Below are 23,456 nucleotides of genomic sequence, written 5' to 3' on the forward strand. Positions count from 1 at the left end.
GCCACAAATCACACCATGAATTCTCTCTATGGCTACCATGCCGATGGGGCTGGTTGACAACCGCGATGAAAAGGGACGCAGGTTTATTCTGCACTGGCGAAGTTGGCATTCTGTTGTTGCCTCTGCGCCAGGCGATGCCCGAGAAAAAAGAATAGCAGGCTGAGCAGCGCAGCAGCAATCAACATCAGAAACATCATTTGCGGCGCGGCGTAGCTGAGAATAAAACCGCACAGTACCGGATTGATGGCGCCGCCCAGAGCGCTCAGGTTTTGTACGCCGTAATAGCTGCCTTTCAGGTGCTGTGGCGCGATGAAGTCGATAAACATATATTCCACCGGGATCACTATGATTTCGCCCAGGGTGAATATCGCCATGGCAAGGATCCAGAGCCAGAGCGATTGCCCGGCCAGCCAAAAACCGATCAGCCCGAGAATGAAAAATAGCGTGCCCAGCGTCAGCCAGCGCAGCATATTTTCCTGACGCATGCCGCGGCTGAGCAGATACTGCAGGGCGATGACGATACAGGCGTTGACGATCATCACCGCCCCAATGACCTGATAAGCGAACTCTGCATTAGAAACGGTGATCAGGTATTGCGATAAATAGCCGGAGAACTGGCCGAAAACCACCGCACCCAGCGTACTGCCAAGTGTGAAGTAAATCAGCCGGCGATCGTTACGCAGAATGGTCAGCGTTTGGCGAAAATTAGGGCGCGCGGTGGGCGTTGCATCCAGCGCGACCGGGGCCGTAGCGGGCTGCTTGCCCAGGATGACGTTCAGCGTCGCCACCGTGAATAAAGCCAATCCACCGGAAAGGTAAAACGGCAACAGCGGATCCAGACCTGCCACCAGTACCCCCAACGATGATCCAACCGCCCAGCCGACGTTGACCAGCGTATAGTTTATTGAAAAGGCTTTGATGCGCTGCGCGACCGGCAGCCAGTCGGCAAAGCACGCTTTAATGGTGATGCCCAATACGGAATAGGCGGTATGTAAAATAGCCAAAACCACAACGATACCCCCCGGCCGCGGGATCCACGGGATAGCGAAAAAACTCAGGGCGAACAAAAGAATGGAAATCAGGATCAGCGTGTTTTTGTTGAATTTGTCTACCAGGTAGCCGCCATACAGGCTGGCGAAAATGCCGATCGCCAGGCTGATACCCAGAATGATGCCGACGCTTTTGGGCAGCAGATGAAAATGCCCGGTCAGATAGATAGTAATGAACGGCAGCGTTACGCCGCGGCCAATGGTCAGTACCAGCGAACTGACCAGCAAGGCGTTAATCAGCGGTGGGAATCCCTTCATATCAGACCTGTTTATGCATACAGTGATAAAACCAGTATGGATAACATAGCTCATTTTGGCCGTCTGGGAAGAGGCGATGTAAAAAAAGAGGTTACTTCGGTAAGCTCCTGGAGAGGGATTACTTGCCGGTTTTAGCCTGAAGCCTGGCGTATCACTACTGGACTAAGCGCATAAAAAGGGCCGAGCAAGCTCGACCCTTTAGAGGTTGGAAAACAGGTATTATTTCACCTGCATTCCTGGCTGTGCGCCGCTGTCCGGGCTCAGCAGGAAGATCTCTTTCCCTCCTGGGCCGGCAGCCATCACCATGCCTTCAGAAATCCCGAAGCGCATTTTACGCGGTGCCAGGTTGGCGACCATGATGGTCAGACGGCCTTCAAGCGCTTTCGGATCCGGGTAAGCGGAGCGAATGCCAGAGAAGATCTGACGTGATTCGCCGCCCAGATCCAGCTGCAGCTTCAGCAACTTGTCTGAACCTTCAACAAAGTCGGCGCTCTTGATCAGCGCAATGCGCATATCAACCTTGGCGAAATCGTCAAAGGTGATGGTTTCCTGAATAGGATCGTCCGCCAACGGCCCGCTGACCACTTTCGTTGCCGCCATGTCTTCTTTCGAGGCGCTAACCATTTCATTGACCTTATCCAGGTCGATACGGTTGAACAGCGCCTTGAATGCGTTGACCTGATGCCCCAACAGCGGTTGCTGGATGCTGTCCCAGGTAAGCTCGCAGTTGAGGAAGGCTTCGGTACGTTCGGTCAGTGACGGCAGCACCGGTTTCAGATAGGTCATCAGCACGCGGAACAGGTTGATGCCCATGGAACAGATGGCCTGCAGATCGGCATCGCGGCCTTCTTGCTTCGCCACCACCCAAGGAGCCTGTTCGTCCACATAGCGGTTAGCCAAATCGGCCAGCGCCATGATTTCGCGGATTGCACGGCCCGACTCACGGCTGGCGTAGGCGTCGGCGATGCTTTGCGCTGCGTCAACGAAGGTCTGGTACAGCGCCGGATCGGCCAGCTTGTCGGCCAGTTGGCCACCGAAACGCTTGCTGATAAAGCCGGCGTTGCGCGAAGCCAGGTTGACCACTTTGTTGACGATGTCGGCGTTCACCCGCTGCACGAAATCTTCCAGATTCAGGTCGATATCGTCAATGCGTGAAGACAGCTTGGCGGCGTAGTAATAACGCAGGCAGTCGGCATCCAGGTGTTGCAAGTAGGTGCCGGCCTTGATGAAAGTGCCGCGAGATTTGGACATCTTGGCGCCGTTCACTGTCACATAGCCGTGCACGAACAGATTGGTCGGTTTGCGGAAGTTACTGCCTTCCAGCATCGCCGGCCAGAACAGGCTGTGGAAATAAACGATGTCTTTACCGATAAAGTGATACAGCTCGGTCGTGGAGTCCTTACGCCAGAACTCGTCGAAATCCAGATCGCCGCGCTTGTCGCACAGGTTTTTGAATGAACCCATGTAACCGATAGGCGCATCTAGCCAGACGTAGAAGTATTTGCCCGGCGCGTCCGGGATTTCAAAGCCGAAATACGGCGCATCGCGGGAGATATCCCACTGTTGCAGGCCGGATTCGAACCACTCCTGCATCTTGTTTGCCACCTGTTCTTGCAGCGCGCCGGAACGGGTCCAGGCCTGCAGCATTTCGCTGAACGACGGCAGATCAAAGAAGAAGTGCTCTGAATCACGCAATACCGGTGTTGCCCCGGAAACCACGGATTTCGGCTCGATCAACTCGGTCGGGCTGTAGGTCGCGCCGCAGACTTCGCAGTTGTCGCCGTATTGGTCCGGTGATTTACATTTCGGGCAGGTGCCTTTGACGAAACGGTCGGGCAGGAACATGCCTTTCTCCGGATCGTACAGCTGGGAAATGGTGCGGTTCTTGATAAAGCCGTTTTCTTTCAGGCGGCCGTAAATCAGGCTCGACAGTTCACGGTTTTCATCGCTATGGGTGGAATGATAGTTATCATAGCTGATGCCAAAACCGGCGAAATCCTGTTGGTGTTCCTGGCTCATCTCCGCAATCATTTCTTCCGGCTTGATGCCCAACTGCTGAGCTTTCAGCATGATTGGCGTGCCGTGCGCATCGTCCGCACAGATGAAATGAACCTCGTTGCCGCGCATTCGTTGGTAACGAACCCAGATATCTGCCTGGATATGCTCGAGCATGTGGCCGAGATGGATGGAACCATTTGCGTACGGTAGCGCGCACGTCACCAATAATTTTTTCGCGACTTGAGCCATAGTGAGAACTTGGTTTCTGTAATGAATAAAAAGGGTCTTCGATGTTACCCGATCGCGCCCGCCACGGCTAGGGCGGTTTCTTTGTGCGGACATGCGCCGACCGGCTCTCACTTCTGATATGCTTAGCGGGAAGCTATCCATTCAAAATCAAGGAGCCGGGATGAACGCAAAATCCCCCGAGCAGACCAACCCCGAAGTTCTGCGTGCCCTGGTGACCGGTGTACTGGCCGCCTTTGAACACCCGACGTTAAAAAACAATCTGACTGCGCTGAAGGCAATTCACCACTGCGCGCTGCTGGATAATGTGCTGCATATTGAATTGACCATGCCCTTTGCCTGGCAAAGTGGTTTTGAGGCGCTCAAAGACAGCGTCAGCGCAGAACTGCTGCGCGTGACCGGCGCCGAAGCGATTGACTGGAAACTGAAGCATGATATCACCACGCTGAAACGCGCCAACGATCAGGCTGGCATCAAGGGCGTGCGCAATATTATCGCCATCAGTTCCGGCAAGGGCGGGGTAGGCAAATCCACCACAGCGGTTAACCTGGCGTTAGCGCTGGTGGCAGAAGGCGCCAAGGTCGGTATTTTGGACGCCGACATCTATGGCCCGTCAATTCCGAACATGCTGGGGACCGAAAACGAGCGACCAACCTCGCCGGACGGTCAGCACATGGCGCCGATCGTGGCCCACGGGTTAGCGACCAACTCGATCGGTTATCTGGTGACCGATGACAACGCCATGGTTTGGCGTGGCCCAATGGCCAGCAAGGCGCTGATGCAACTGCTGCAGGACACGCTGTGGCCGGATCTGGACTATTTGGTGCTGGATATGCCGCCGGGCACTGGCGACATCCAGTTGACGCTGTCGCAAAATATTCCGGTCACTGGCGCTCTGGTTGTTACAACACCGCAGGATATTGCGCTGCTCGATGCCGCCAAGGGCATTGTGATGTTTGAAAAAGTGCATGTGCCGGTCTTGGGTATCGTGGAAAACATGAGCGTGCATATTTGCAGCAACTGCGGACATCACGAGCCGATCTTCGGTACCGGCGGGGCGGAGAAGCTGGTGAAGAAATACCACAGCCGCCTGTTGGGGCAACTGCCGCTGCACATTTCTCTGCGCGAGGATTTGGATCGCGGTGCGCCAACGGTGATAAGCCGACCGGACAGTGAGTTTGCCGAACTGTATCGCCAACTTGCCGGCCGGGTGGCCGCGCAAATGTACTGGCAGGGCGAAGCTATCCCAACAGAAATTTCTTTCCGCGCGTTGTAGTTGTAATCGTCGCAGGCAGAAAGATAAAACCCCGGATATTTCCGGGGTTTTGCTTATGGGGGAATAACTTATTTGTGCAAATCAGCCCTGGTGTACGGGCGTTCGATCTGTGCCAATACGGTGGCAATATGCTCCAACAGCCCCTGAGTCGGTGCCGGTTGCCGTACGCCCATGAGCACCATTGGTAGCGCCAGTGCGACGATAATCTGCGGAACGGAAAGCTGGGGGCGTGGTTTACCACGCTGCAACCACAGGAACAGGGTGCTGGCCAGATAACCCAGAATCAGTCCGCTCACCACTTCCGAAGGTGAGTGCACATGGATAGCAAGCCGAGAGAGCCCGATGGTAAGCGGCAAGACCAGACCCACCACCAGCGCCATGCTGCGCACGGCATGAGAAAATCGGCCGGTCAACGTCCAGAGCAGTACTGGCCAGATGCTGGCCGCCAACGCAGAGTGGCCGCTAAAACCGGTAAAATCATAGCTTTTAATGCCAATGCCCCAGCCCATAAAGGCCAGTTTGGATGCACACACCACGCCACCGGCGCAGCCGAAGACCAGCGCCCACTGCCAGCCGGCAGTCCGGGTGGTGCGAGGGGCGACCAATACGGCAAAAAGAATCAGCGAGCAGGGCAACAGCAACATGCTGTCGCCAAAAAATGTCAGAAAATGCCAGTCCAGCACGTCAATCTCCGGTAAAAGATATCATCCCATTAGCAGGATGATGAGCAAGCGTCGGAGTTTACCCTGTGGCGTTCAATTGCCCTAGACGCAATAATCTTAAAACGCTGCCATGCCTATTCTGGCGAAATAACCGCAGATAGCGCCCAACGGCGCCAATATAGTCTGGCGCAATGCCCGCTAACTCCCTATAATTGTCGCGTTTTAGTCCCCCCCTTCACACTACGAAATCAGGTCTTTAATTTTATGACTGACAAGCCGCATCAGTGCGTCATTATTGGTATCGCCGGCGCATCTGCCTCCGGAAAAAGCCTTATCGCCAGTACATTGTATCGTGAGCTTCGCGATCAGGTTGGCGATGAACATATCGGCGTTATTCCTGAAGACAGTTACTACAAAGACCAGACACACCTGACCATGGAAGAACGGGTCAAGACCAACTATGACCACCCGAGTGCCATGGACCACAATCTGCTGTTCCAGCATCTGCAAATGCTGAAATCAGGCAGGGCGATAGAATTACCTTTGTATAGCTACACCGAACACACACGCAAAAAAGAGACTGTTCACCTGGAACCGAAAAAGGTGATTATTTTGGAGGGGATCCTGCTATTAACGGACATCCGTTTGCGTCAGGAAATGAACTTCTCGATCTTTGTCGATACGCCACTGGATATTTGCTTAATGCGCCGTATGAAGCGCGACGTGAATGAGCGTGGTCGGTCAATGGATTCGGTGATGGCGCAATACCAGAAAACCGTTCGTCCGATGTTCCTGCAGTTTATCGAACCTTCCAAACAATATGCTGACATTATCGTTCCTCGCGGGGGTAAAAACCGCATTGCGATCGATATTCTGAAAGCCAAAATCAGCCAATTCTTTGAATAATGCCGTTCAATGGCCGGGAAACCTGTGTTTCCGGCCAGCGGGCAACTATTTACGCTGCAGCGTAGACCTTTCGCTCGTTGTGTGGCAATTTTTGTTTTAGTGACACGCTTTGATGGAGATAAACAAATGAGACTGTGCGACCGTGATATAGAAGCCTGGCTGGATTGCGAAAAACTGGTGATTTCACCGCGTCCGCCGATTGAGCGTATTAACGGGGCCACAGTGGATGTCCGTTTAGGCAATCAGTTCCGCGTGTTTCGCGGCCACACCGCCGCGTTTATCGATCTCAGTGGGCCGAAAGACGAAGTCAGTGCCGCATTGGATCGCGTGATGAGTGATGAAATCGTTCTGCCAGAAGGCGAAGCCTTTTTCCTGCATCCGGGCGAACTGGCACTTGCGGTGACGCTGGAGTCGGTGACGCTGCCAAACGATCTGGTGGGGTGGCTGGACGGTCGTTCCTCTCTGGCGCGTCTGGGTTTAATGGTGCACGTTACCGCACACCGTATCGACCCAGGCTGGCAGGGCCGAATTGTTCTGGAGTTCTATAATTCAGGTAAGCTGCCGCTGGCATTACGCCCGGGCATGCTGATTGGCGCGCTGAGTTTTGAACCGCTTTCAGGGCCGGCGGCACGTCCTTACAACAGCCGGCAGGATGCAAAATACCGCGATCAACAGGGTGCGGTAGCCAGTCGAATCGACAAGGACTAACAGCGCTGGAAGCACTGTCGGTGTGGCGTTGACAAGAGGATGGCATGAGAAGATTACTGACGACTTTGGTGATTTTGCTGGTGGTGCTGGTGGCGGGGATGTCTGCGCTGGTACTGTTGGTTAATCCGAATGATTTTCGTGCCTACATGGTCACGAAGGTTGAACAAAAGAGCGGTTATCATCTGACGTTGGATGGCGATCTGCGTTGGCATATCTGGCCACAGCTCAGCATTCTTGCAGGGCGTATGACGCTGACCGCGCCGGGGGCCACAGCCCCAGTGGTGAGCGCAGAAAACATGCGTCTTGATGTCAAACTGCTGCCGTTGCTGTCGCATCAACTGTTTGTAAAACAGGTGATGCTGAAAAATGCCGTCATCCGCCTTACGCCAGAAAGTGAAGAACAAGATCAACCTGATGCGCCTATTGCTCCCGCCGGCCGTGCTGAAGCGTCGGTAGATACGCCCTGGAAATTTGATATCGATAACCTTCGCGTGGTGGACAGCCTGCTGATTTGGCAGCGCCCCAATAACGAACAGATTAACGTTCGCGATATCAACCTCAGCCTGCAGCAAAATGCCAAACGCCAGGCGCAAATGGAACTGTCCAGCCGGGTGAACCGCAATCAACGCGATCTAAGTTTCAGCATCGCAGCGGATATCGATTTACAGCAATACCCTCGGCGTATTGCGGCCAATGTGAGCCAGTTCAGTTACCAACTGGAAGGTGCAGACATTCTGGCCGGTGGCATCAAGGGTGATGGCACCACTCAGGTGGTATATCAACAAACACCACAGCAAGTCGCGCTGAGCCAACTGAATGTTAGCGCTAATGACAGCCGGTTTACCGGTGCAGCCGATATTAAACTCGGTGAAATCCCGACTTATGTGCTGAACCTGGCATCCACTGCGGTGAATATGGATGCGTATACCGGTTGGCAATCCAACGGTTCGCAAGTCCAGCAAGCGCAGGGCGTGACTTCGGCGCCAGTCATTGCCAGCCAAATTGACGATCCGCAACAAAATCTAGAGGTGTTGCGAGACTTTAACGCGCAACTCAAACTGAACGTGGATCAACTGACCTATCGCGGTATGAGCATTGCCCATTTGGTGCTAGAGGCGGAAAACCGCCAGGGCTTGTTAACATCGCATTCATTCTCAGGTCAGTTGGCCGGTGGTGATTTCGCGTTGCCGGGGACGCTCGACGCCCGGGGCAGCCACCCGGTAATCACTGTACAGCCGGTACTGAAACAGGTTGAACTTGGCACCGTTTTGAAAGCGTTTGAGATGCCACAGGTGTTGACCGGCAAATTCAGCATGCAGGGGGATTTAACCGGCGATCGCTTTACCTCACAGTCATTTGAACGACGCTGGCAGGGCACGGCTCAGATGACGATGCAGGACGCGCAGTTGCACGGCCTGAATATTCAGCAACTGATTCAGCAAGCGGTGGCGCGTAACGACAACAGCGTGCGCGGGCAAGACGATTACCAGCGTTACACCGAAGTGAAGCAATTGTCGGCGAAAGCCAGCCTAAATCACGGCATGATAAAAATCACCGAGCTGGGCGCAGATTCCCCGTTGTTGAACCTCAGTGGTGGCGGCAGCGTAAATATGCCGGGCAAACAGTGCGATATGGCGCTTAATGTGCGGGTAACCGGTGGTTGGCAAGGGCGCAGCGATCTGATCGAACAACTGCAGAAAACGCCGATTCCGTTGCGGGTTTATGGCCCGTGGAATCAGCTCAACTACCAATTGCAGGTCGATCAGGTACTGCGTAAAACGCTGCAGAACCGGGCGAAGGACGCGCTGAACAAATGGGCTGAAAAGAACCAGGATTCACGCGAAGGGCAGGATCTGAAAAAGCTGCTCGATAAACTCTAATCTTAACGATGCGGGTCGGTTCTCGGCCCGCATTTTTGATAAACCCCGTAAAGTGTTTCTCCCCCCAATAATTTCCTCCCGTAACATTGACGAACATCATGATGCATTTGGCTGAGTTTGTGCAGAGTGTGCGCAGTTAAGCGATTTATACGCTTTGGCATGGTCAATAACGATAAAGATAAGTTGAGGGAATATGATAGAGCTTCTGATTGGGGCGGTCGTCGCGGCGGGCGTTGGCCGCTACATCATCAAGGGCTACTCCGCTACCGGGGTGTTGATGGTGGGGGGCTTATTGCTGTTGGCAATCAGCGCCCTGATGGGCAAAAGCCTGTTGCCTGCCAGTGCTGCCACTACCGGGTGGCGTGCGACTGACATCATCGAATACGTCAAAATCTTGCTGATGAGTCGCGGTGGCGATCTTGGCATGATGATTATGATGCTGTGTGGCTTTGCCGCTTATATGACGCACATTGGCGCGAATGATGTGGTGGTGAAGCTGGCTTCTCGTCCGCTGCAGATGATCAACTCTCCCTATCTTTTGATGGTCGCGGCTTATTTTGTCGCTTGTCTGATGTCACTGGCGGTCTCTTCAGCTACGGGCCTGGGCGTGTTGCTGATGGCCACGTTATTCCCGTTGATGGTCAACGTCGGCATCAGCCGAGGGGCGGCGGCAGCTATCTGTGCTTCGCCTGCGGCGATTATCCTGGCGCCAACCTCGGGTGACGTGGTGTTGGCAGCCAAGGCGGCGGAAATGCCACTGGTCGATTTTGCATTTAAAACCACTTTACCGATTTCCATTGCGGCCATTGTCTGCATGGCCATCGCGCATTTCTTCTGGCAACGCTATCTGGACAAAAAGAACAACGAACAGCATCACATTATGGATGTGAGTGAAATCACCACCCACGCACCCGGTTTCTACGCCGTACTGCCTTTCACACCGATACTCGGTGTATTGGTATTTGACGGCAAATGGGGGCCGGAACTGCATATCATCACCGTGTTGGTCGGGTGCATGTTGCTGGCGGCGGTAATTGAATTTCTGCGCAGTTTTAGCGCCAAACAGGTATTCACCGGGTTGGAAGTGGCCTATCGCGGTATGGCGGATGCGTTCGCCAGCGTCGTTATGCTGTTGGTGGCAGCCGGCGTTTTCGCTCAAGGGTTGAGTACCGTCGGGTTTATCAGTGGGCTGATTAGCCTGGCGCAGTCGTTCGGTACCGGTGGCATTATCATGATGTTGGTGTTGGTGGTGATTACCATGCTGGCAGCCATGACGACCGGTTCGGGTAATGCGCCATTTTATGCTTTCGTTGAACTTATCCCTAAATTGGCGGCACAGATGGGGGTTAATCCGGCGTATCTGGTGATCCCGATGCTACAGGCGTCAAATCTGGGACGCACCCTGTCACCGGTTTCCGGCGTGGTGGTTGCGGTGGCCGGCATGGCTAAGATCTCGCCTTTCGAGGTGGTAAAACGCACTTCGGTGCCGGTGATCGTCGGGTTAATCGTGGTTATCGTGGCGACGGAGTTGCTGGTTCCCCAGCATTTATAAAAGAAGCCGGGCTAGGCCCGGCCTGAGTTTAAACTTCGTAGTCCGGTTCTGGTACTGACAACGGCGTGATTTTCACTTTCAAAATACGGTGGCTGCTGACTTCCAGCGGTTCAAACAGGTAGTCACCGATCCGCAATTGCTCACCTTCCTGAGGGATACGTTGGCTGTGCTCCATCAACAAGCCAGCCAGCGTGTGGTACTCACGCTTATCCTCCAGTGGTAATGGCAGATAAAGTACCAAATCCTCCAGTGGCATATAGCCATTGGCAGTCCAACTGCCATCCTCATTTTGCTGGATGTCATGCCGGGCATCGACTTCTTCACCTGCTTCCGGCAGGTTACCGGCGATGGTTTCCATCACGTCGGTCAGCGTGACAATCCCTTCGACCGAGCCGAACTCATCAACCACAAAGGCAAAATGCGTCTGTGCCTGGCGGAATTGCTCCAGCGCACTCAGCAGGGTTAACTGTTCGGGGAAGATCAGCGGTTGCAGCACCAGAGAGCGTAAATCAAGTGGGGCTTGGTTCAACTGCTGTTTCAACACGTCAATAGTATGGATGACGCCGAGCGGCTCATCACTGGCGCTGTTTTCCACCACAACGATGCGCGTATGCTGGTTTTTTTCCAGCAACTGGGTCAGTTTTTCTTGTGGATCGTTCAACTCAAGGTATTCCACATCATGGCGGGAGGTCATGATGCTGCTAACCGTACGCTGTGCCATGCCCAGCACGCGTTCTATCATGTGACGTTCCTGCTGATTGAAAATCTCGCCGCTTTCACTGTCGCTATCGGCCAGTAGATTAGCGGAGTGGCTGTCCACTTCAGCTTCCTCATGCTTGCCGCTCAGCATGCGCAGCACGGCTTCTGCCGTTCGTTCGCGCAGGGGCCGCACCTTGGAAAGAAAACGGCGGCGATTAAACTGTGACAGCTGGTTCAACGCTTCAATCATTACGGAGAAGCCTATTGCAGCGTACAAATAGCCTTTAGGAATGTGGTAGCCAAAACCTTCGGCGACCAGGCTAAAGCCGATCATCAGCAGGAAGCTCAGGCACAGGATGACGATTGTAGGATGGGCATTGACGAAGCGTGTTAATGGCTTGCTGGCCAACAGCATCAAGCCGATAGCGATACAAACCGCAATCATCATGACGGCGAGATGGTCGACCATGCCGACGGCGGTTATCACCGAGTCGAGCGAGAAGACGGCATCCAACACCACAATTTGCGCCACCACAGGCCAGAAACGGGCGCCTTTGCGCGAACCATGTTGCTCTTCATCTTTACCCTCCAGCCGCTCGTTAAGCTCCATGGTAGCTTTGAACAACAGGAAGATACCCCCGACCAGCATAATAAGGTCGCGTCCGCTAAACGGATGACCGGCGGCAAAAAACAGCGGTTGGGTGAGCGTGGCCAACCACGAGATGGAAGCCAGCAGGGCCAAGCGCATCAGCAGTGCCAGTAACAAGCCAACGATGCGGGCTTTATCTCTTTGATGTTTAGGTAATTTTTCCGCCAGAATGGCGATAAAGATAAGGTTGTCTATACCCAGAACGATTTCCAGCACGACCAGAGTGGCCAGGCCGGCCCAAATTGTTGGATCTGCGATCCATTCCATACGCCCAATTTCACCTGTAAGTTCGACGGCTTATGCCGCCTGTGAATGATGGGTGCTTGACGGGGAAAATTCAACTTTAAAACCGCTGTCTGGCATGACAAGCAAGCAAAATGAAGGAAATGGCCAAAATAGTGCATAAAAAATCACCCCCTTAAGTGGAGAACAACACAATACGAAGTGGAAATATGAGGGTTTTTGAGTGAAGAATCTGGTACTGGAGCAGAAGTATGGGAAGTTGTAGATAAAATCAACGGAAATATAAGGTTTTAAAAACATATCGTTAGGGACATTATGGACTGTTAGACTTTGTACAATCTTTCCGTCTTGGTAGTCTTATTCTGAAAAGGGTACTTAACGGGTATCTTAGGCTTGTATCGATAAGGCAATAGTATAAGAATCTTAGCCATATAAACATTTACAAGTATCATCGTTTGGTTATAAGGGTGTATTTATTTTGTCTTTTCTGTGATCTGTCGAACGCTTAACAAAAGAGCAGGATCCTTAACTTACATTAAAATGCGATTAGTCGCCGGACGCCCATACAACGCCGACATAAGAGAACGATGACAGTGCATTGGTAGCTGAAAGCCAGGGGCGGTAGCGTGGCTAAACCACGTTGATCCAGATTTCATAAGCGTCTTGGGATAGGCTGAGTTCAGCTGCGTTATAGTTATTTGATTGTGGATAAAAAAACATGCAAAAGAGACTGAAGGCTGTGATCCCCGTAGCTGGCCTGGGAACCCGTATGTTGCCAGCCACGAAAGCCATTCCTAAAGAAATGCTGCCGGTGGTCGATAAACCACTGATTCAGTACATTGTTAACGAGTGTGTGGCTGCCGGGATCAAAGACATTGTGCTGGTCACCCACTCCTCAAAAAATGCGATTGAAAACCACTTCGATACCTCTTTTGAGCTAGAGGCCGTTTTGGAATCCCGCGTAAAGCGTCAGTTACTGGAAGAAGTGCAGACTATCTGCCCAGCCGACGTGACGGTTATGCAAGTGCGCCAGGGGCAGGCAAAAGGTTTGGGTCACGCGGTGTTATGTGCCAAACCTATGGTAGGTGATGAGCCATTTGTCGTTTTGCTGCCTGACGTATTGTTGGATGATTCCACTGCAGACCTGCGTAAAGAAAACCTGGCCAAGATGATCGAACGTTTTACGGAGACTGGTTTTAGCCAGATCATGGTGGAACCGGTACCGGAGCAAGACGTCTCGAAATACGGGGTTGTCGATTGCGGTGGTGCAACGTTATCTGCAGGTCAGAGTACCCCGATGACGGCGGTTGTTGAAAAGCCAGCGCTTGAAGATGCACCTTCTAACTTGGCGGTAGTGGGGCGTTATGTTCTGTCGGCCGATATCTGGCCGCTACTGGAAAAAACCTTACCGGGCGCCGGTGATGAAATTCAACTGACCGATGCCATTGCGGCATTGATGGAGCAGGAAACCGTAGAGGCTTTCCACATGAGCGGCAAATCACACGACTGTGGTGATAAGCTGGGTTATATGAAGGCATTCGTGCAGTATGGTCTGCGTCACACCTCGGAAGGCGAAGGCTTTACCCAGTGGTTAAAGCAGACGTTGAACAGCAAGTAAGAGTTGCGGCTGAAAAGACGATCATAATATTGAAAGAGGATTACCATGACCAAGTTGAAAGCTGTCATTCCTGTTGCAGGGTTGGGTATGCGTATGCTGCCTGCAACCAAGGCTATTCCCAAGGAAATGTTGCCGATCGTCGATAAGCCATTGATTCAATATATTGTCAATGAGTGTGTTGCGGCAGGAATCAAAGAAATTATTTTGGTGACGCACTCTTCTAAAAATGCGATTGAAAACCATTTCGATACCTCATTCGAACTGGAAGCCATGCTTGAAGCGCGTGTAAAACGTCAGTTGCTGGACGAGGTACAGTCGATTACACCAAAAGGTGTAACACTGATGCATATTCGTCAAGGTCAACCAAAAGGGTTAGGGCATGCGGTACTTTGTGCTAAACCCTTAGTAGGTGATTCGCCTTTTGTCGTTTTACTTCCCGATGTCTTACTTGATGACGCAAAAGCCAATCTGAAAAAAGACAACCTTCCGCATATGATTGCCCGCTTTGAACAGACAGGCCTGAGTCAGGTGCTGGTTCAGGCAGCCGATGAGCATGTGCTGCATGATTACTCCGTTGTTGAATGTGAGACTAACAGCTTACAGCCAGGTGAGAGCTCGCGGATGACTTCTATTATCGAGAAGCCTGGTCGCGAGGTGCAACTGAAGTCCAATTATTCCGCAGTGGGACGCTATGTTTTGTCTGCAGATATTTGGCCACTCCTTGAGAAGACCGAGCCAGGGGCCTGGGGACGGATCCAGCTTACGGATGCCATTGCTGAACTGTTAAAACACAAACCGGTTGAGGCAATGGAGCTGGTGGGCGAATCATTCAACTGTGGCGAAAAAATGGGGTATCTGCGGGCATTTGTCACCTATGGTTTGCGCCATCCTACTCAGGGTAAGGCTTTTCGTGCTTGGGCAGAGCAGCTTTCATTATAATAAAGTTAATTTCCCCGAGAGTCGGGGAGAGTCGATGTTTAGGTGGTTTTAAGTTGCGTTTAACGAGGATGCCTTTAGATAGGCATACCTTTTTTTTTGGTTATTATGCAATAATGCTCTTGACGTAACTTTTATAGTAGCAGGTGCGAATTCAATGCTTGCACAATGAGTGCGAATTTTTCATACCCGCTTGAACAGATGACAAATCATTTTGCTGAGTGCCGATAGCGCTATGGTTGGCCCGGGGCTTGGCACTGCAAACATTCTTACTTTGATAGCGATGATAACTCGATGGCAAAAAAACAATGGAAACTGATACCGCTTTTGGTATCGATCAGTGTGATCAGTGGCTGTACGATCGTCCCCGGTTCTCACCTTTCAACCAGTGGCAAAGATGTAGTCAAGCAACAGGATAGTGATTTTGATATCGATAAGTTGGTGAATATTTATCCAATGACGCCAAGCCTGATTGAAAAATTACGACCAAAGCCAGTCATAGCACAAGCTAATGCATCACTAGAGCGAGAACTACAAAATTATGAATATCGCATTGGCGTTGGCGATGTGCTAATGGTGACCGTATGGGATCATCCAGAATTGACTACGCCGGCGGGCCAGTATCGTAGCGCAAGCGATACGGGTAACTGGGTGAATTCTGATGGGACTATTTTTTACCCGTATATTGGTAAAGTAAAAGTTTCAGGAAAAACAGTTAGTCAGGTCCGTGGCGACATAGCAGGAAGGTTGGCACAGTATATTGAAAGTCCGCAAGTTGATGTCAGTATTGCTGCATTTCGTTCACAAAAAGTTTATGTGACCGGTGAAGTCGAAAAGTCAGGCCAGCAACCTATCACCAATGTTCCATTGACAATTATGGATGCAGTCAACGCGGCGGGTGGTTTAAGTGCTGGCGCGGATTGGCGAAATGTAGTGTTGACACATAATGGAAAAGAGCATCGGATTTCTTTGCAAGCCTTGATGCAAAAAGGTGATTTGACTCAGAACCGCTTGCTGTACCCTGGTGATATCTTATATATCCCGCGTAATGATGATTTGAAAGTTTTTGTGATGGGTGAGGTAAAAAAACAATCCACTTTACGTATGGACAGAAGCGGGATGACTTTGACTGAGGCGCTGGGTAATGCTGAAGGTATGGATCAGGCCATGTCAGACGCAACCGGTGTGTTTGTCATTCGTCCATTACGTGGAAGTGAAGGTCAGAAGATTGCGAATATCTATCAGTTAAATGCTTCAGATGCATCTGCGTTGGTGATGGGAACCGAGTTCCAATTGCAACCTTATGATATCGTTTACGTTACTACTGCACCAATAGTTCGTTGGAATCGTGTTATTTCACAATTGGTACCAACAATTACAGGTGTACATGATATGACTGAAACGGTACGTTTCATCAAACAATGGAATTAACATATGTTTGATTCAATTTTAGTTGTTTGCGTAGGTAACATATGCCGCTCTCCTATAGGGGAGCGTCTTCTTAAACAGAAACTGCCACACAAAAAAATAGCTTCTGCAGGTCTTGGTGCCTTAAAAGGACACTCTGCGGATGATACTGCGATAGAGGTATCTTCAGAGAAGGGCCTTTCTCTGGATGGGCATATTGCTCAGCAGCTTACAGCCACATTATGCAGGCAATATGATCTTATTTTAGTAATGGAAAAGAGACATATTGATGCGGTGAGCAACATTCAACCTGAAGTTCGCGGAAAGACAATGCTTTTCGGCCATTGGGTTGATAAGAAAGAAATTGCAGATCCATATCGGCAAAGCAAAGAAGCATTTGAGCATATATATAAACTCCTCGAAGAGTCCGCTGAACAGTGGGCTCAGGTGCTGAATAAATAATTTATAAGGCCTATAATGTTAGATAAAAGCAAGGGGTCTGCATCCCCAAATGTAGCGAAGAATGAAGATATAGATTTAGGGCGATTGGTCGGAACATTAATTGACCATCGTTGGTTGATTACTGGTGTCACATCTATATTTGCTCTAATAGGTTTGGTATATGTCATATTTGCAACACCAATATATCAAGCAGATGCATTGGTTCAAGTTGAACAAAATATGGGTAGTTCTATACTCAGTGATATATCTAAAGTCCTCCCAGATAGCCAACCGGTTTCAGCAACTGAAATTGAGTTGATTAAGTCCCGGATGGTTATTGGTAAAACGCTGGATGAAATGAATTTAGATACTGAAGTGGAACCTAACTACTTTCCAGTATTTGGCAAAGGCTTTACGCGTCTCACCAAAAGTATTAGTGAAAGACCTCAGGTTGCTCTGAGTAGTTTGCGTGTTCCAAATTATTTGTTAGATGAAAAATTAAAATTGTCCTTTAAGAATAAAAATTCTTACGAGTTATCATACGGTGGCGATAAAATTTTAGATGGTAGCATCGGTAAATTATCAGAAGCCCATGGCGTAAGTATTCTAGTTAGCGACTTCCAGGGGGACGAAGGTACTAGTTTTACTGTAAAAAAACGCCCTAGGCTCGATGCAATTAATGATCTTATCGATAAGATGACTGTAGCAGATAAAGGAAAAGATACCGGAATTTTGGCTCTGAGTTTGACAGGGGATGATCCTACCAAGATAAAGAAAGTTCTTAATAGCATCATCAATAATTATCTGCAGCAAAATGTTGAAAGAAAATCTGAAGAGGCAGGGAAAAGCCTCGAATTTTTGAAAGAGCAATTACCGCAGGTCAGACAGAATCTGGATTTAGCAGAAAATAAGCTTAATCAATTCAGACAGCAAAATGATTCAGTCGATCTGTCGTTAGAGGCAAAATCCGTTCTGGATACAATGGTGGCGGTAGAGTCTCAACTTAACGAGCTAACGTTCAAAGAGGCCGAAATTTCCAAGCTGTATACGAAAGAGCATCCTGCATATAGAGCATTAATTGAGAAAAGGGCAACTTTAGAAAAAGAAAAGGCCAAACTCAATAAACGCGTAAGTAATATGCCGAAAACACAGCAAGAGATTCTAAGTTTAACGCGGGATGTCCAAGCTGGTCAAGAAGTGTACATGCAGTTGCTAAATAAACAGCAAGAGTTAAGTATAAATAAAGCAAGCACCGTAGGTAATGTCCGAATTATTGATTATGCAGATACTCAGCTAAAACCAGTGAAGCCAAAGAAGATTTTCTTTGTATTGTTTGCTGTTATTTTAGGTGCGGTAATCTCAGTGACGCTTGTGTTAATAAAAATGTTGCTGCATAAGGGTATTGACAGTGCGGAGGAGTTGGAAAGTAACGGCATCAGTGTATATGCGAGCATTCCACTATCAGAATGGCAAAGTGCAAAAGATAAAGAGCTAGCCTTACGTGGTAAGAAATTAAATACACGTTCAAATGAGTTGTTAGCGACAGGTAATCCTGCCGACTTAGCTATTGAGGCAATTAGGAGTTTGAGAACTAGTTTGCATTTTGCAATGCTAGATGCAAAGAATAATATTCTAATGATTTCAGGTGCAAGTCCTTCTATTGGTAAAACTTTCGTGAGTGTGAACTTGGCTGCAACCATTGCGCAGTCCGGGCAGAAAGTCTTAGTTATTGATAGTGATATGCGCAAAGGTTATATACACGATATCTTTGGTTTTACCGCGAACAATGGTCTGTCTTCTATATTGGCTGGACAGCTCAGTGCAGAACAAACGGTTATTCGGTCGAATGTCGATAATCTAGATGTAATAGCTAGAGGTAAGGTCCCGCCGAATCCCTCCGAATTATTGATGAATGAACGGTTCGAAAAACTAATGAAGTGGGCAAGTGAGCATTATGATTTTGTGCTTATTGATACGCCACCTATTTTAGCTGTCACTGATGCGGCAATAATAGGGCATCATGTTGGTACTTCGCTAATGGTTGCGCGTTTTGAAATCAACACTACAAAAGAAGTTGAAGTTAGTATTAGGCGCTTTGAACAGAATGGTGTCGAAATTAAAGGTGTGATTCTTAATGCTATGGTACGGAAGTTAGGTTCCTACTACTCGAATTACGGTTACTACCAATATGAATATAAGAGTGACAGTAAAAGTAAGGGAAGCAAATAATAATGAAAGTACTATTACTGACTAATGAGTATAGTCCCTTTAATGGAGGGATTTCCCGTTATACTCAAATGCTTGTTCAGCATAAACCAGCTGGTGTGGAGATCGAGCTTGTAGCACCTAGTTATCATAAAGAAGTTTCCGAGAATAGCGACGCGCTTAAAATTAAAGTGAAGAGATATAAGGGTGGGAAGTTTACATGGAAGGATTTCCCCACGCTTTTAAAAATAGTGGCGAAAATAAATACTCGCGAATATGATAGGATTCATGTGGCTGACTGGCCATTTTGGCTTGCAGTTTGTTTTAGAAACAAATTTATGCCATGGAAGGAAAAAATAAAATTCACTTGTACCATTTATGGCAGTGAGATTCTTAATTTTAAGAATGGCAGAATCTCTCTATTGGTTAAACGACTCTTACCATTTAGAGATGTCACAGCATTATATCCGATAAGTGATTATACCAAGAATATCATGGTAAATACGTTTCCGGAAAGCCGAACACTACCATGTAAAACAGTACTATTGGGTATTGATGAGGCTTGGCGAAAAGAGATTGATGTTAATGATATAAAAAGAAAAGTGGACCAGGATAAAACGGATTTTGTATTGGTTACAGTGGGGAGGCTGGATTCTAGGAAGGGGCATGATCTAATTATCGAGGCGATTAGCCAGTCTGGTTTGGCTGCTAATATTATATATAATGTTATTGGCAGAGGTGATGATGATTATAAACGTGCCCTTAAAGATCTTGGGGAAAAAAATAATGTCAGAGTAAATATATTTGATAATTTAAGTGATGATGAAGTTAAATGCCAATATAGACAGTCTGATCTATTCGTTTTAGCTGCGCGTACAGATGCACGAAAAGTTGAAGGCTTCGGGCTTGTTTTTCTTGAAGCAGCTGCATGCGGTGTGCCTTCATTAGCTACGAACGTTGGGGCTATCCCAGAAGTCGTCAGTTCAGGATTAGGACTTATAGTTGAAGAATCCAGTGACAGTATTGCATCAGGTATTCGTCAGTTGTATTACGACACAGAGCAACTAGCCAGTCTCAAGCAGACATGCGGAAAAAAAGCTGCTTCCTATAATTGGGAAAAAACCGCGCAAGAAACCTTCTCATAAATTCTCACAGGCAGCTACGGGCAGTATATGAAAGGAAGTATAATTAACATAGCATGTCAGTTTTTGAAGCTTGGTTTTCAGTTCCTGTATTTTACAATTGCTGCAAAAATGCTCGGGGCTGATAAATTTGGTCTTTGGGCATCTATATCTGCGTTGTGCAATATTCTTAGCCCACTTATCATTATGGGTATCGGACCTTGTATAATAAAGGTACATGCTTCTGATAAAAACTATAGCTTATTTAGGAGTTATTATTACTTAGGTGCTATTCTACTTCTTCTCGGAACATTGATTTTAACGCCTGTAGCTGGCCTGTTATATAAAACGGATTTCTACACGGTATCATTAGTGTTGCTTGCCGAGCTATTTGTATTTCGGCAGGTAGAGTTGTTATCACAAATGTACTTGGCTAAAGGAAATAAGCTTGCTTTCTCACTTTTCCCTGTCGTATTTATAATATTCAAACTGTCATTTGTTTTTTCGACAGATTGGATTAATATATCAAATGACTTTATTTATATGAATTTCTTAGCATCATTAATATTTATAATTCCAGTTATGTTCTGGGAGGAGCTAAGGAGTATAAAAGGAAACGTGAAGCTGAAGTTTTTATCAGCAATAAACATGATGAGAGAAGCTATCTATTTTTCGTTGGCAACAACGGCAAAGACAGTATATACGGATTCAGACAAGGTTATTTTAGGTACTGTTAATAATTTAAGAGATGTAGCAAACTATAATATTGCCTATAAATTAATTAGTTTAGTTTTCGTACCTGTTTCTGCTGTATTATCCATTCAAGCTCCGACTTTATACTATCTTGGTTCATTAAAGAACAAGTCTGAGCTTAAAAGAAAAATAACACGCCTTATAATATTATGTGTTTCGATGTCGACGATAATTGGTTTGGTAATGGTCACAACTCTTCCATTTATCATAAGCTTCTTTGGTCATGAGTATGCCGCTGCTAAAAACATGGTTTATCTTTTATTGCCAGCTCCGATAATAATGAGTATGCATTATGTTTTTGCTGATGGTATTACCGCTATGGGATTCCAAAAGTTGCGGGCATATATGTCAATTATTACTGCGGTAATAAATGCGGTTTTGGGGTTGATCTTTATACCTATATATGGTGTTGCGGGGGCGGTTGCTGTTACTCTATTTTCCGAAAGTCTTCTGCTGATACTATTTTCATCTGTTTATAGAGCGAAATTAAAGAAAAAATATGATGAATATTAAAATATCATGGTGGGGAATATACGTATTAACAGCGTTTATATTAGGTTGCGTTAAGGTAAACATTGGTAATGGCGATGTTTATTTTATTGATATTTTTAGCGCTCTAACGTTTTTTTATGTTGTTACGAATATTCCCAACTCGATTAGAACAAAGTCATTTATATTTATTATCAGCTATACCTTGATTTGTTGTTTAATTGCTGTAAATTCTTCGATAAGGCACGGAGTACAGCTCCCTACGATCGTAGGTATGGTTAGGTATTTTGAATATTTGATATGGGGTGTGGCCTTTTTCATTAAGTATCAACATAATTATGATACGGGAAAAGTCCCTATAGAAATTAAAATATTATATATATTTTTACTTGCTGTATCAATTCTGCAATTCTTTGGTTTTACAGTTTTTCTTGAATCATGGCAAGAATTCAACTTCAAATATGGCGATGGATTCCGTGCACCTGGTGTTTTTTTACATCCTAATATTAATTCATTCTTTCTTTCGTTTTTCCCGATATTGTATTTTTATGGGCGACGAGAAAATATTCGAATTCAGATGCTGGTTGCATTTATAATTGTTGTCGCTTTAGTGTTAACGAATAGTCGAGGGAATTTTGCAATAGCCAGTATTGCTTTTGTTATGCTTTATGTCCGAGGAATAAAAATTACCCTTCTAGCAGTATTTGCTGTTTTGGGAGTTATTGGGATATCCAGTTATATCGACTATTCTGGCTTGGCTGGTTGGTTACGTTTGGACTCAAGCTATTCATTAACTGACAATACCTCTTTCACTTTACGATTACAGCTTTGGGAAAGTGCATTAAAGATGTTTTATCAGTCTCCAATTTTGGGGCAGGGATTTAAGCAGTTTCCTGTGTTAACAGATGTATTTATTTGGGGAGACTCGGGGAACGGTGTTGAAGAAGTTAAAACACATGCGAATTCATTTATCCTAGGTTCCTTGGCTGAGAATGGGCTGGTATTTACGCTTCTAATTCTTTATAGAATGAAAAAAATTCTAGCTGAGTACGGAACAATGTTTTTCTCGCTATTTGTTTTTATTTTAATGTATGACGATTTGTTCCATGATCCATATTCAATGACATTGCTACTCTTTATGGCAATTTCTTTAACTAGGTATAAATTGGATGAAAAATAACCAAATACTAGGGGTTATCTGCAATAACAGAATGTTGTCTGATACATCAGGTAATTATTGGGTCAGCAAGCAAACATACGGAGATAACTTCTGGAAACGTTATTTAACGATTTTTTCAGTGGTGCGACCAATCTGCAGAGTTACTCTTGTTGACAATATACCTGATGGATGGGTAAGAATAACTTTAGATAATGTAAAACCAATTCCAATTCCTGATTTCCAGGGGGTTGGACAGTTATTGAAAATTTTTAGCAAGTTAAGAAAGGAGTTACTTAGCGCAATAGGGCTGGTTGATAAGATAATTATCAGGGGGCCAACTATTCTATCTTCAGTAATCCAAGATAAATTTTTGGTTCCCAAAACTGCATATGGAATTGAAGTTGTTTCAGATCCCTGGGATGATTTTGCAAAAGGTTCTTACAATCATAAACTAAGGATTTTTCTGCAGCAATTCTTTTATCTGACTTTCAAGATGCTTGTAAAAAATGCATATGTTATATCTTATGTGACATCAAATTATCTTCAGAAAAAGTATCCAGCTAAAAATGCCGAATTTAGTACTAACTACTCATCTATATCGCTAACATCTTCAGACATTATTGATTCTGGCATAACGTGCTTCCCGCGAAGTGACGTATGGCATATTGGGTTGATTGCGCGTTTGGATACACCCCATAAAGGCGGTGATATCCTATTGAAGTCAATTAAGAAATGTCTAGACGTTGGGGCGAATGTTAAATGTACCATTGTGGGAGATGGTATCGAATTAGCCGTTCTAAAAAGATTGACCCAGCAATTAGGGATACAAAAACATGTAATGTTCCCTGGTGCAGTATCAACAAAAGACGAGGTGTTTGCCTATCTTGACTCCTTTGACATATTCGTCCTGCCTACTCGTCAAGAAGGGTTGCCGCGAAGTGTGATTGAAGCAATGGCACGAGGGTTACCTTGCCTTTCAACGCCAATTGGTGGAGTTCCAGAAATTGTTAATGAAAACGAGTTGTTCAAATTAGATGACTTGGATGAGTTGGCGATGAAAATAATGAACCTTATGGATAATCCTGATTACTGTACTCGCCTTTCACAAGAGAATCTGCATAAAAGTAAATGTTTTGAAGAGGCTGAGTTAGAAAGTCGTCGGAATAAACTTTATTCAATCTTGCTTGCAGCTCCTATGTAG

The 23,456-nt window shown here is 47.3% G+C and carries 18 protein-coding genes; 14 read left to right on the forward strand and 4 right to left on the reverse strand.

Features of this window, described 5'->3' with window-relative positions; genetic code table 11:
* Positions 1 to 83 precede the first annotated feature (83 nt).
* Together M495_RS07310 and metG are read right to left on the reverse strand one after the other, a co-directional pair.
* The gene (locus tag M495_RS07310) at positions 84 to 1,307 is read right to left on the reverse strand and encodes an MFS transporter (protein WP_020825999.1); all 1,224 of its coding nucleotides are present in this window, start codon (positions 1,305 to 1,307) and stop codon (positions 84 to 86) included.
* A 219-nt stretch (positions 1,308 to 1,526) separates the two neighbouring features.
* Complete coding sequence (gene metG / locus M495_RS07315) at positions 1,527 to 3,554, reverse strand: methionine--tRNA ligase (RefSeq protein ID WP_020826000.1); 2,028 nt, start codon at positions 3,552 to 3,554, stop codon at positions 1,527 to 1,529.
* A gap of 160 nt (positions 3,555 to 3,714) precedes the next feature.
* Here metG and apbC point away from each other — a divergent pair, with 160 nt between their 5' ends.
* Positions 3,715 to 4,827 (forward strand): iron-sulfur cluster carrier protein ApbC, encoded by a 1,113-nt coding sequence (apbC, locus tag M495_RS07320; RefSeq protein WP_020826001.1) that lies wholly within the window; start codon positions 3,715 to 3,717, stop codon positions 4,825 to 4,827.
* Positions 4,828 to 4,895: 68 nt separating this feature from the next.
* On the opposite strand, the gene M495_RS07325 is transcribed toward apbC, so the two are convergent.
* A complete protein-coding gene (locus tag M495_RS07325; protein WP_020826002.1) occupies positions 4,896 to 5,510 on the reverse strand; it encodes a phosphatase PAP2 family protein in 615 nt (204 codons plus the stop codon).
* 243 nt (positions 5,511 to 5,753) lie between these two features.
* Between M495_RS07325 and udk the strand changes: the two genes are divergently transcribed.
* The 4 genes from udk to dcuC all read left to right on the forward strand — a co-directional run bounded on the left by udk (position 5,754) and on the right by dcuC (position 10,535).
* A complete protein-coding gene (gene udk / locus M495_RS07330; protein ID WP_020826003.1) occupies positions 5,754 to 6,395 on the forward strand; it encodes a uridine kinase in 642 nt (213 codons plus the stop codon).
* A gap of 126 nt (positions 6,396 to 6,521) precedes the next feature.
* Complete coding sequence (gene dcd, locus M495_RS07335) at positions 6,522 to 7,103, forward strand: dCTP deaminase (RefSeq protein ID WP_012006010.1); 582 nt, start codon at positions 6,522 to 6,524, stop codon at positions 7,101 to 7,103.
* A gap of 44 nt (positions 7,104 to 7,147) precedes the next feature.
* Positions 7,148 to 8,983 (forward strand): outer membrane assembly protein AsmA, encoded by a 1,836-nt coding sequence (gene asmA / locus M495_RS07340; RefSeq protein WP_041414362.1) that lies wholly within the window; start codon positions 7,148 to 7,150, stop codon positions 8,981 to 8,983.
* 193 nt (positions 8,984 to 9,176) lie between these two features.
* A complete protein-coding gene (gene dcuC, locus M495_RS07345; RefSeq protein ID WP_020826005.1) occupies positions 9,177 to 10,535 on the forward strand; it encodes an anaerobic C4-dicarboxylate transporter DcuC in 1,359 nt (452 codons plus the stop codon).
* Positions 10,536 to 10,563: 28 nt separating this feature from the next.
* Here the strand turns inward: dcuC and M495_RS07350 are convergent, their stop codons facing one another.
* The gene (locus tag M495_RS07350) at positions 10,564 to 12,150 is read right to left on the reverse strand and encodes a TerC family protein (protein WP_020826006.1); all 1,587 of its coding nucleotides are present in this window, start codon (positions 12,148 to 12,150) and stop codon (positions 10,564 to 10,566) included.
* Between the two features lie 694 nt (positions 12,151 to 12,844).
* Here M495_RS07350 and galU point away from each other — a divergent pair.
* The 9 genes from galU (at position 12,845) to M495_RS07395 (ending at position 23,456) form a co-directional block, all read left to right on the forward strand.
* Positions 12,845 to 13,744, forward strand: a complete 900-nt coding sequence (gene galU / locus M495_RS07355; protein ID WP_041414364.1) for a UTP--glucose-1-phosphate uridylyltransferase GalU — start codon at positions 12,845 to 12,847, stop codon at positions 13,742 to 13,744.
* Between the two features lie 45 nt (positions 13,745 to 13,789).
* A complete protein-coding gene (locus tag M495_RS07360; protein ID WP_020826008.1) occupies positions 13,790 to 14,683 on the forward strand; it encodes a UTP--glucose-1-phosphate uridylyltransferase in 894 nt (297 codons plus the stop codon).
* A 291-nt stretch (positions 14,684 to 14,974) separates the two neighbouring features.
* Positions 14,975 to 16,111 carry a polysaccharide export protein gene (locus M495_RS07365; RefSeq protein WP_020826009.1) on the forward strand — a complete coding sequence of 379 codons (1,137 nt, stop codon included), beginning with the start codon at positions 14,975 to 14,977 and terminating at the stop codon, positions 16,109 to 16,111.
* A 3-nt stretch (positions 16,112 to 16,114) separates the two neighbouring features.
* Positions 16,115 to 16,549: an arsenate reductase/protein-tyrosine-phosphatase family protein gene (locus tag M495_RS07370; RefSeq protein ID WP_020826010.1), complete on the forward strand. Its 435-nt coding sequence runs from the start codon at positions 16,115 to 16,117 to the stop codon at positions 16,547 to 16,549.
* 15 nt (positions 16,550 to 16,564) lie between these two features.
* The gene (gene wzc / locus M495_RS07375; RefSeq protein ID WP_020826011.1) at positions 16,565 to 18,757 is read left to right on the forward strand and encodes a tyrosine-protein kinase Wzc; all 2,193 of its coding nucleotides are present in this window, start codon (positions 16,565 to 16,567) and stop codon (positions 18,755 to 18,757) included.
* Between the two features lie 2 nt (positions 18,758 to 18,759).
* Positions 18,760 to 19,878 (forward strand): glycosyltransferase family 4 protein, encoded by a 1,119-nt coding sequence (locus M495_RS07380; protein WP_020826012.1) that lies wholly within the window; start codon positions 18,760 to 18,762, stop codon positions 19,876 to 19,878.
* 27 nt (positions 19,879 to 19,905) lie between these two features.
* Complete coding sequence (locus tag M495_RS07385; RefSeq protein ID WP_020826013.1) at positions 19,906 to 21,120, forward strand: lipopolysaccharide biosynthesis protein; 1,215 nt, start codon at positions 19,906 to 19,908, stop codon at positions 21,118 to 21,120.
* Positions 21,107 to 22,276, forward strand: a complete 1,170-nt coding sequence (locus M495_RS07390; protein WP_081667695.1) for an O-antigen ligase family protein — start codon at positions 21,107 to 21,109, stop codon at positions 22,274 to 22,276. The genes M495_RS07385 and M495_RS07390 overlap by 14 nt, the downstream gene beginning before the upstream one ends.
* A complete protein-coding gene (locus tag M495_RS07395) occupies positions 22,266 to 23,456 on the forward strand; it encodes a glycosyltransferase family 4 protein (protein ID WP_081667696.1) in 1,191 nt (396 codons plus the stop codon). The genes M495_RS07390 and M495_RS07395 overlap by 11 nt, the downstream gene beginning before the upstream one ends.

This window comes from Serratia liquefaciens ATCC 27592, from assembly GCF_000422085.1.
GTDB classification, from domain to species: domain Bacteria; phylum Pseudomonadota; class Gammaproteobacteria; order Enterobacterales; family Enterobacteriaceae; genus Serratia; species Serratia liquefaciens.

Bases quoted from the DNA above. Each gene is read 5' to 3' on its own strand.
- M495_RS07310 (WP_020825999.1), bottom strand. From the start codon at position 1,307: ATGAAGGGATTCCCACCGCTGATTAACGCCTTGCTGGTCAGTTCGCTG.
- metG (WP_020826000.1), bottom strand. From the start codon at position 3,554: ATGGCTCAAGTCGCGAAAAAATTATTGGTGACGTGCGCGCTACCGTAC.
- apbC (WP_020826001.1), top strand. From the start codon at position 3,715: ATGAACGCAAAATCCCCCGAGCAGACCAACCCCGAAGTTCTGCGTGCC.
- udk (WP_020826003.1), top strand. From the start codon at position 5,754: ATGACTGACAAGCCGCATCAGTGCGTCATTATTGGTATCGCCGGCGCA.
- dcd (WP_012006010.1), top strand. From the start codon at position 6,522: ATGAGACTGTGCGACCGTGATATAGAAGCCTGGCTGGATTGCGAAAAA.
- asmA (WP_041414362.1), top strand. From the start codon at position 7,148: ATGAGAAGATTACTGACGACTTTGGTGATTTTGCTGGTGGTGCTGGTG.
- dcuC (WP_020826005.1), top strand. From the start codon at position 9,177: ATGATAGAGCTTCTGATTGGGGCGGTCGTCGCGGCGGGCGTTGGCCGC.
- M495_RS07350 (WP_020826006.1), bottom strand. From the start codon at position 12,150: ATGGAATGGATCGCAGATCCAACAATTTGGGCCGGCCTGGCCACTCTG.
- galU (WP_041414364.1), top strand. From the start codon at position 12,845: ATGCAAAAGAGACTGAAGGCTGTGATCCCCGTAGCTGGCCTGGGAACC.
- M495_RS07360 (WP_020826008.1), top strand. From the start codon at position 13,790: ATGACCAAGTTGAAAGCTGTCATTCCTGTTGCAGGGTTGGGTATGCGT.
- M495_RS07365 (WP_020826009.1), top strand. From the start codon at position 14,975: ATGGCAAAAAAACAATGGAAACTGATACCGCTTTTGGTATCGATCAGT.
- M495_RS07370 (WP_020826010.1), top strand. From the start codon at position 16,115: ATGTTTGATTCAATTTTAGTTGTTTGCGTAGGTAACATATGCCGCTCT.
- wzc (WP_020826011.1), top strand. From the start codon at position 16,565: ATGTTAGATAAAAGCAAGGGGTCTGCATCCCCAAATGTAGCGAAGAAT.
- M495_RS07380 (WP_020826012.1), top strand. From the start codon at position 18,760: ATGAAAGTACTATTACTGACTAATGAGTATAGTCCCTTTAATGGAGGG.
- M495_RS07385 (WP_020826013.1), top strand. From the start codon at position 19,906: ATGAAAGGAAGTATAATTAACATAGCATGTCAGTTTTTGAAGCTTGGT.
- M495_RS07390 (WP_081667695.1), top strand. From the start codon at position 21,107: ATGATGAATATTAAAATATCATGGTGGGGAATATACGTATTAACAGCG.
- M495_RS07395 (WP_081667696.1), top strand. From the start codon at position 22,266: ATGAAAAATAACCAAATACTAGGGGTTATCTGCAATAACAGAATGTTG.